Source organism: Chryseobacterium sp. CBo1 (assembly GCF_001693475.1).
Classification (GTDB): domain Bacteria; phylum Bacteroidota; class Bacteroidia; order Flavobacteriales; family Weeksellaceae; genus Chryseobacterium; species Chryseobacterium formosense.
The window spans coordinates 107,755-117,181 of sequence record NZ_MAUH01000008.1 but is presented as its reverse complement, the minus strand read 5'-3'; the positions used below and the strand labels follow the sequence as shown (position 1 = coordinate 117,181).

The window sequence follows — 9,427 nt, the reverse complement described above, 5'->3', positions numbered from 1 at the left end:
ATCCTACCGCCATCAATCATGTTCTGTCTGTCAATTATTACGACACTTATCCTTTAGGAACACCAGGTTTTACCCCAACACTTCCAGGCAATGCAGCAATCACGGATAATTTTACGCAAAACGTAAATACCAAAAGTTTACCTTTAGCTTCTTATGTAAAAAACATTGAAGACGATAACTGGACGAAGAACTACACCTGGTACGACAATAAAGGAAGAGCCATTGCAACACATTCGATCAATCATTTGGGAGGTTATACCAAGACAGAATCCCAGCTTGACTTTTCGGGAACTCCGAAACAGGTTGTAACAAGGCATAAAAGGCTTGATACCGATGTTGAACGTTTGATTACAGAAAATTTCACGTATGATCATCAAAACAGGTTGTTAGAACACACGCATCAGGTTGACGGTAATGCTGTGGAATATTTAGCCCAAAACGAATACAATGAACTTTCACAGCTGAAAAGTAAGAAAGTTGGTGGAACAAGTGCAGGAAACGGACTACAGACAGTAGATTATGCCTATAACATCCGAGGCTGGATGACCGGAATCAATGATCCGAATGATTTAAGTGGCGGAGATTTGTTTGGATATAAGATTAAGTACAATAATCCGGTTTACAGTGGCATAGCATCAGGAAGATTTAACGGTAACATTGCGGAGATCGACTGGAAAACATCTGCTGCAAATAGTCTAAAGAGATATACTTACTCCTATGACGGCTTAAACCGATTAAAGGATGCCGTATATACGGATCCCGAGCAGACGAATCCTTACAGCAATAATTATAATGAGCACTTAACCTATGACCTTAACGGGAACATCAAAACACTTAAAAGATTTGCTTTTCCGGGCATAGGTGCACCAACAGCTTTAATGGTTGATGATCTGGATTATCAGTATGCGGGTAACCGTCTGACTCAGATTATTGAAAGTGCATTGAATCATACGGGTTATGAAGGTGGCAATAATTTAATCAGTTATGATGACAATGGTAATATGATTAACATGAAGGATAAGAACATTCAAAGTATCTTTTATAATCATCTTAATCTCCCTAATTACTTTTCTATTCCACAAATTGATTGGTCAGGGCTTTTAGTTCCTGTAACTCTCAGTTATCTTTATAGGGCAGACGGGACTAAACTACGTAAAACTTACAGCACCGGAGGCGGAAGAGGACAGTCTACCAGCAGCAGCATTACAGATTATTTGGATGGTTTTCACTATAATTATAATGAAACAATAGCTCCATGTGAATGGTGTCGTAGTGAGGTAGCTTTTGAAGAGCAAGCCTATCAACAGAGAGATATAATTCTGGATCCTAGTGGGGGTTTTCCTCCTCCAATTAATCCCACCTGGGTTTTAAGTTTTGTTGCGACATCTGAAGGTTTTTACAGTTTTACAGAAAATCGTTATATTTACCAATACGCTGATCATTTAGGTAATTCGAGGATCAGCTATGCAAAAAAGGCAGATGGCAGTTTGGAAATTACAGATAAAAATGATTATTACCCATTTGGACTAAATCATATTGGAGGGGCCAAAAGTTTATTAGGAGGGTATCAAAATTATAAGTACAACGGTAAGGAACTTCAAGAGACGGGAATGTATGATTACGGCGCAAGATTTTATATGCCGGATATTGGTAGATGGGGTGTTGTAGATCCGCTGGCGGAACAAAGCAGGGCTTGGTCTCCATATCGTTATGCTTATAATAATCCCTTAAGATTTATCGATCCAGATGGAAGATCAGAAAGTGATTGGGTACAAAGGGGAAGTCAAGTTTTCTTTGATGATAAAGTTAAGTCTCAGGCAGATGCAGTTGCAACTTATGGAGAAACGGCACAACATCTTGGAGAAGGTAGTACATTAACCACAAAAGTAAACGGAGAAGTAACATCACAATATACATTTCATAATAACGGAACGGTAAGTAGTGATTTAGGTCCTTTGGACAATAGATTTGACCATACAACTCAAGGAGGAACAACCATTATGGCTTCAAATTCAACAGGAGGTTATGGAGCTCTTAACTACGGAAACGTTGCTACAGGTGCTGCTTTAGAGCAAGGTTCAGGTATTGCACGGGTAGGATCTAATTATAAGCTTTACACCGCTACTCAAACAGGACGTGTATTTCACGGAAATCAGCACGTTAAAACCTACAGTATTTCTAAATTTGGAACCAAATTAGGATATGTAGCAGCAGGAGCAGGCTTGGTAATGGATGGTATTGGTGTTTATAACTATACTCAAAATCCAAATGCACCAGATGCTGTTACTCCTACAAAAGCTGCCACCAACACAGGAATGTCGGCTTGGGGAATATTAGGAGGTCCTTATGGGGTTATGGTATCTGCTGCTTATGGTGGAATGGAAGCAATATATCCGGGAGGTGTTGAAGGTGCTATGAATGATAATACTAAGTTTCAGTCAGAATTAGATAACGGAGTTAATAAAGCGGGTCCGAATAGAGTGTATATAATTCCAAGAGGTCCTAAATAAATGATAATATTATGAAAAAAATAAAAAAATATTATCATTACTTCTATTATAGGATTTACCGTTTTATAGAGTATACTTCAGAGCAAATGGGAGGTAAGTTTTTGACGGAGTTTAAAGCAGGAATTACAGTTATGGCTTTTGAAATCTGGTCACTTCTGTCTATTTATAATTATTATACTATAATTACAAAACAGAATCTACATTTATCATTTAAAAATCCTTTGATATATATTCCTTTTATAGTAATTATTTTATTAAAATGGCAAAACTTTTCTTCAAAAGAACAATGGTTTTTATACCATCAACAGTTTGATGCTTTACCTAAAGCAGTTAATAAAAAAGGCGGTTGGATTGTATTGGGAATAGCAGTATTTATTATACTAAATTTAGTTTTCTCCTTTTATCTAATGATGCAGATAGACTGGAGTAAATATAGATGATACAAAAAACCTCGCAAATTGCGAGGTTTTTTTGTGTTTTAATTTCCAAAATGACAACTAAAAATCTATAAAATAAGTTGTCAAATTGGCAACAAATATTTTTATTTTCATCTGAAAAAGGCGTTTTATTTACAGATTAGCAAATGCTTTTCTGGTTTTACAATCCCGAATGTAAGTATCAATAAGATCGTAAAGCCTCGCTCCCGCACGATTGTATCGTGTGGCAACTGAAACAAATCCCTCGCTTTTAGCGAGGGATTTTGCATTTATCTTAAACAAACCTAATGACAACTCTCCACACCATGCCTATGATTCGGATCCGTATTATGACAATCAATATCATGTCCCGGCGAAATTTTCATGGCTTCGGCTCTTGGAGAAATGTAAGGAATGCCTAATTCTAAACCTCTTAATATAAAAAGTCCACCCAAAAGGATCATGAGAACCGGGATGGCTTTTAAAATTTTTGTTCTGAATGCCTGATTAACGAGATTTCCGACCAAAACAATGGCAAACATGAATGGAAGTGTTCCCAATCCGAATAATGCCATGTATGAGGCGCCCTGCCAGATTCCGCCACTTGCAAGACTTGCGGTGAGCGCCATGTAAACCATTCCGCAGGGAAGAAATCCATTCAGAATTCCGGTGGTGAATCTTGAGCGGTAATCAGACTTCTGAAGCAATTTTCCTAAATTGGATTTAACCTTAAAAAGAAATTTAGAAATAAAAGGAATTTTCGAAGCAAAATCTTTTCCGCCAAAAGAAAATAATGCCATAATGATCAGCAAAACGCCCACTGCAATGGTAAGATATTGCTGGAAACCTGCCATTTCGAATCCTTCACCGATAATTCCTAAAACTGCTCCCAGAAATGCATAGGTGAAAATTCTTCCGAACTGATAGGTAAGATTCTGAAGATAATAATTGGTAGCCTGTTTTTTGGTTAACCCCATCGACAGCGCAATAGGACCACACATTCCGATACAGTGAAAGCCGGATGCGAAGCCTAAACCAATGGCCGATATGATGAGTGCTATTTCCATATCACATCATAATCGAGACGGTAGTCGGTTTTATCTTTTTTCCAGGTCAGTCTTAGCGTATAATTTCCATTTTTTAGAACTGCTGCCGGAATGGTGAAAGAATTGGCAGCATCCAGAGTGATCTCTTTTTTAATGTCTAAATTCTGGTCATCGGAACGGTTCAGCACGAAGCTTACTTTTGTGTTGGTATTGTTTATTTCTGCAGGAAATTTGATGGTAATTCCGGAAGTGCTTTGAGAGTAAACAGGCTTTTCTTCAAGGTCATCTGCTCGCTTTTTAGCATCAATTACATTTTGATACTGAAGTTCTTCTTCGTAATATTTGTCGGTAACCATTTCAGAATTTTTCTGTCCGTTTGGAAAAAGAAAAACCATCGACAAAATAAATATAATAAATGAGGCAAGTGCTAAAAAAATACCGTGTCCCCAAGTGAAATTTTTCATAATTGATAAGATTGATGTTGTATGAAGTGTTAATTAAATTAATAAAACAATTCATTTTAGATTTAATTTTTTTAAAACTGAAGCTTGAAAGGTCCTTCAAAATAGGTTTGATAAGAATCAATTAACTTCCCTTTCATATCGTAAACTCCGATGGTGATGTTTTGTTTGGATAAATTCATTTCAGTTTCCGGGAAACTGATATTGATCGTTCCTTTTGAAATTTTATCACGATCTACCGTAATTTTACTTGAAGAACTGAATCCGATTTCAGCATGCGCCGGATCAATGACTTTAATGGTTACAATTTTCTTGTCGTTGGTTTTGTTTAAGAAAGTGTAATTGTAAGTATTAATAATTTTTCCGTCTCTTACAAAGAATGTACTTCCTGCGGGTTTGATGAATTTTGCTTCCATTTCGCCACGGCTGGAAAGCAGAAATCCTAAAAATCCTACCAGTAAAACAAGAACAACGGCAAAACCTTTCATTCTTCCGGTAAATTTATATGGAGCTCCGGTTTCAATTTCTTTTTCGGATGCATAACGAATCAATCCTTTCGGAAGACCCACTTTCTCCATTACTTCATCACAGGCGTCAATACACGCTGTACAGTTTACACATTCTAATTGCTGTCCGTCTCTGATGTCGATTCCGGTCGGACAAACCACTACACACTGATAACAGTCTATGCAATCACCTTTTCCAACTGCTTTTCTGTCTTCACCTTTTCTCCATTTTGAACGGTTTTCACCTCTTTTAAAATCATAAAAAACATTAATCGTTTCTTTATCAATTAAAACACCCTGTAATCTTCCGTATGGACATACCAATGTACAAACCTGTTCTCTGAACCATGCAAATACAAAATAAAATGCCGCCGTAAAGAGAATCATCACCATAAAATTGGTCGGGTTGGCAAACGGACCTTGTGACACGATATTCAATACCTCTTCATACCCGACAATGTACATAAACATAAAATGGGTAATGATTAGTGAAATAATAATGTAAACCGACCATTTCAGGCTTCGTTTCCAGATTTTTTCGGTATTCCATTCTTGTCTGTCCAGCTTCATTTGCTTATTACGGTCTCCTTCGATCAGGTATTCTATTTTACGAAATACAGATTCCATAAAAATTGTCTGAGGGCAGATCCACCCGCAGAAAATTCTTCCGAATGCTATCGTAAAAATGATAATGAAAATAAGAGATGCAATAGCGCCTAAAGTAAGGATGAAAAAATCCTGTGGATAAAAAGGCTGTCCTACGATGAAAAATTCTCTGTCGATGACATTGAACATAAAGAACGGATTTCCGTTGATCTTGATAAACGGAACAGCAAAATATACGATAAGCAAGATATAGCTTACCAGATTTCGGTAATTGGTATATTTTCCTTTTGGTTTTCTTGGAAAAACCCATTTTCTTTTTCCGGATTGTTCCATTGTTCCTATAGAATCTCTATAGGTTTCAGGGTCTAAAACCTGTCCCTGTCCGCCGCGAGCGGCTTCTTCGTCTATTTTTGACATTTTCTCTAGGTTTTAAAAACGAAAAAACATAATTCGTTACTATTTTATTTAATAACAAATTATGTTTTTTCATATACTTTTCTATTTTTTTAATTACTGTTTTTCCCAATGCGCTTCGTCACCGTATGGAGGTGCACCGCCTTCAGCCGGAGTAATTGTTTTTTTCATCTGGTTGATCGAGTAAACGTAAGCTGCAACTTTCTCGATATCGCTTCCGGTTAAGACTCCGTTTTTACCCCAAGCCTGCATTGCCGTTCCTGTTACCCCATTTTCAACAACGTGGAATACGTTTTTGAATAATGTTTTTTCAGGCTGATTGTGCCAGAAATTATCGGTAAGGTTAGGACCAATACCTCCTTTACCTCCATCTGAGTGACAAGATACACAGTTTGATTTGAAGATTTCTTCACCTGCTGCAATATTGTCTTCAGAAAATTTCGCCGATTCTATAGTCACCGGTGGCTGTTCTGCAAGATACTTCGCAATGGCAGCTTCCTGTGTTTTATATTCCTGGTCATATTCGCTTAGCGGATGTGCAAAATCTGTAAATGAATAAGCACAGATATATACGATACAGAAAACCGTACCAAAGTAGAATAAACCGACCCACCATTTTGGCAACTGGTTATCCAGCTCCATAATTCCGTCAAAACCATGGTCGATAAGAATATCTTTCTCTTCCGTATCAGACTGCTTTTTGAAAGCTGCTGAATATAATCTTGTGAAATAAGGAATCTTTTTCTCAGCCAAATATGCTGATTTCTCTTCAGCAGTTAGCTTTTTAAATTTATTGTTTTCAATTAAATCTCCGATTGCAGAGTGGATGTATGCTAAAACGGCACTGATCACCACCGTACCCCAGAAATAAGGAGAAGTTAAAAACGAATAGCTTTGTACAAACAAATAATAAAAAATTACTAATAGTACCGTAATTATTAAGATGTTTACAAAAACCGGTGTTCTTTGTCTCATAATAAATAGTTTAATTTTTTAAATTAAAATCATCTTCGTCATCCTCAAGCGGAGCGTGTTCTTCTTCTCTGTAGTATTTTTTAGGTCTGCTGAAGACATAAATTAACAGTGCTACGAAGAACAGCATAAAGAATATCAGAGCCAATGTCTGGTAAAAACCTGCGTTTTCGGTATTGGATAATATGTCTTTAAAGTTTTGAGGAATCATCGGAAACTTTTAATAATTTTAGTTAGTACTTGCTGTTTTAATTTCAGTTGTTTTAATATCTGTACCCAATCTCTGAAGATAAGAGATCAATGCTACGATTTCTTTTTTCTCCAATTCTCCTTTTGGTCTCTTTGCATAAGCATCTTTCAAATCAGCTGCTTCTACAAAAATATCTTTTACGATTTTTGCTGCCTGATTGTCTGCCCATTGATCTGCAGAGTCAATTTGCGCTTTTGTATAAGGTACATCGTAAGTATTCTTCATGAATTTCAGCTTGTCGACCATTTTAGATCGGTCAAGATTATTTGAAATCAACCAAGGGTAACGAGGCATGATAGAACCTGCAGAAGTTGATCTTGGGTTATACATGTGCTTGTAGTGCCAAGAACTTGGGTTTTTACCACCTTCTCTGTGCAAATCCGGTCCTGTTCTCTTAGATCCCCAAAGGAAAGGTCTGTCGTAAACGAATTCACCTGCTTTAGAGTACTGTCCGTTTTTACCGTTAAATCTTACGATCTCATCTCTGAATGGTCTTACCATCTGAGAGTGACAAGCGTTACATCCTTCTCTGATATATAAATCTCTACCTTCAAGTTCCAGTGGTGAATAAGGCTTCACTGCAGAAATTGTCGGCACACTTTTCTTTAATGATAAAGTAGGAATAATTTCTACCATACTTCCGATCGAAATCGTTAAGAAAGATAAAACTCCTAATAATAAAGGCATTCTTTCCAACCAAAGGTGAGTACCTTCTCCTTCTTTTCTCTTGTTGCTGATGTTTGCCAATGCAGGTGCTTCAGCAGGAACTTCTTTCTGGAATGATCCTTTCTTGATTGTCATGTAAAGGTTTACCACCATAAACAGACCTCCGGTAAGATAGAATAAACCTCCTACGAATCTCATTTTAAAATAAGGAATGATCGCCGTAACGGTATCCAACCAGTTTTTCCATAATAATGTTCCGTCCGGGTTGAATTGCTTCCACATCAAACCTTGTGTAAATCCTGAAATATACATCGGAACTGCATAGAAAATGATTCCTAAAGTACCTAACCAGAAATGCCAGTTAGCCATTTTTACAGACCAAAGTTTTGTTCTCCACATGATCGGTACCAAATAATAGATCACACCGAATGCCATGAAACCATTCCATCCTAATGCGCCTAAATGTACGTGACCAATTACCCAGTCGGTAAAGTGACCGATTTTGTTGATGTTTTTTGTTGCCAATAATGGTCCTTCGAAAGTTGCCATACCATAACATGTAACTGCAACCACAAAGAACTTAAGAATAGGATTCTCTCTTACTTTATCCCAAGCTCCTCTCAAGGTAAGAAGACCGTTTAGCATTCCTCCCCAAGATGGTGCGATAAGCATGATCGAAAAACCTGTTCCCACTGCTTGTGCCCAAGCTGGTAAAGCGGTATACTGAAGGTGGTGAGGACCAGCCCAGATATATACGAAAATTAAAGACCAGAAGTGAATAATTGATAACTTGTATGAGAATACAGGTCTGTCTGCAGCTTTTGGTAAGAAATAGTACATCAGACCTAAAACCGGAGTCGTTAATACGAAAGCAACCGCATTGTGACCATACCACCATTGAACGATAGCGTCTTTTACACCTGCATACGCTGAATAAGACTTCCATCCGCCGAATGATAACGGCACCTCAAGGTTGTTGAAAATATGAAGCATCGCAACCGCAATCCACGTTCCGATATAGAACCAAATCGCAACGTAAAGGTGACGAACTCTTCTTTTCCCAATGGTAAGGAACATATTAATTCCAAAAATAATCCATGAGAATGCAATTAAAATATCAATTGGCCACTCGTGCTCAGCATATTCTTTTGAAGTATTGATCCCCATAAAGAATGTGATGAAGGTAGCTACAATCATGATTTGCCACGTCCAGAAATGAATCCAAGATAGCGTGTCGCTGTACATTCTTGTTTTTAAAAGCCTCTGTAAAGAGTAATAAACTCCCACATAAACGATGTTACAAACGAATGCAAAGATTACCGTGTTGGTGTGTAGCATTCTGATTCTACCAAAGCCTAATGCACCGTTGGTATTGATTAAACCTTGTATGTTTCCTGATGCCAGACTGTTGATTGTTGTATCATCGGTCCCGAACAAAAATTCAGGAAGCTCAGGATAGAAAAGCATCAATGCTGCCGTAAGTCCAAACACGAAACCGATAATTCCAAAAACTATGGTAGCGTATAGGAATGCACGAACAATACTGTTGTCATAACTAAACTTTTGTGTCTCCATATTAA

General features: G+C 37.5%; 8 protein-coding genes. 2 read left to right on the top strand and 6 right to left on the bottom strand.

Features of this window, described 5'->3' with window-relative positions; genetic code table 11:
* Positions 1–2,510 (top strand): RHS repeat-associated core domain-containing protein (locus BA768_RS21430; protein ID WP_228388332.1); only part of this gene is annotated, 2,510 nt, incomplete at its 5' end.
* An 11-nt stretch (positions 2,511–2,521) separates the two neighbouring features.
* Positions 2,522–2,950 (top strand): hypothetical protein, encoded by a 429-nt coding sequence (locus BA768_RS07065; protein WP_123947075.1) that lies wholly within the window; start codon positions 2,522–2,524, stop codon positions 2,948–2,950.
* A 281-nt stretch (positions 2,951–3,231) separates the two neighbouring features.
* Here BA768_RS07065 and BA768_RS07060 read toward each other — a convergent pair whose 3' ends face one another.
* The 6 genes from BA768_RS07060 to ccoN form a co-directional block, all read right to left on the bottom strand.
* A complete protein-coding gene (locus BA768_RS07060; protein ID WP_065720237.1) occupies positions 3,232–3,993 on the bottom strand; it encodes a sulfite exporter TauE/SafE family protein in 762 nt (253 codons plus the stop codon).
* The gene (locus BA768_RS07055; protein WP_065720236.1) at positions 3,984–4,436 is read right to left on the bottom strand and encodes a FixH family protein; all 453 of its coding nucleotides are present in this window, start codon (positions 4,434–4,436) and stop codon (positions 3,984–3,986) included. Before BA768_RS07055 ends, BA768_RS07060 begins: the two co-directional genes overlap by 10 nt.
* Positions 4,437–4,507: 71 nt before the next feature.
* On the bottom strand, positions 4,508–5,962 hold the full coding sequence (gene ccoG / locus BA768_RS07050; RefSeq protein ID WP_065720235.1) for a cytochrome c oxidase accessory protein CcoG: 1,455 nt from the start codon (positions 5,960–5,962) through the stop codon (positions 4,508–4,510).
* A 93-nt stretch (positions 5,963–6,055) separates the two neighbouring features.
* Complete coding sequence (locus tag BA768_RS07045; RefSeq protein WP_065720234.1) at positions 6,056–6,934, bottom strand: cbb3-type cytochrome c oxidase N-terminal domain-containing protein; 879 nt, start codon at positions 6,932–6,934, stop codon at positions 6,056–6,058.
* A 10-nt stretch (positions 6,935–6,944) separates the two neighbouring features.
* Positions 6,945–7,142 (bottom strand): cbb3-type cytochrome oxidase subunit 3, encoded by a 198-nt coding sequence (locus BA768_RS07040; protein ID WP_034672719.1) that lies wholly within the window; start codon positions 7,140–7,142, stop codon positions 6,945–6,947.
* A gap of 18 nt (positions 7,143–7,160) precedes the next feature.
* Positions 7,161–9,422 (bottom strand): cytochrome-c oxidase, cbb3-type subunit I, encoded by a 2,262-nt coding sequence (gene ccoN, locus BA768_RS07035; RefSeq protein WP_034672716.1) that lies wholly within the window; start codon positions 9,420–9,422, stop codon positions 7,161–7,163.
* Between the last annotated feature and the right edge of the window lie 5 nt (positions 9,423–9,427).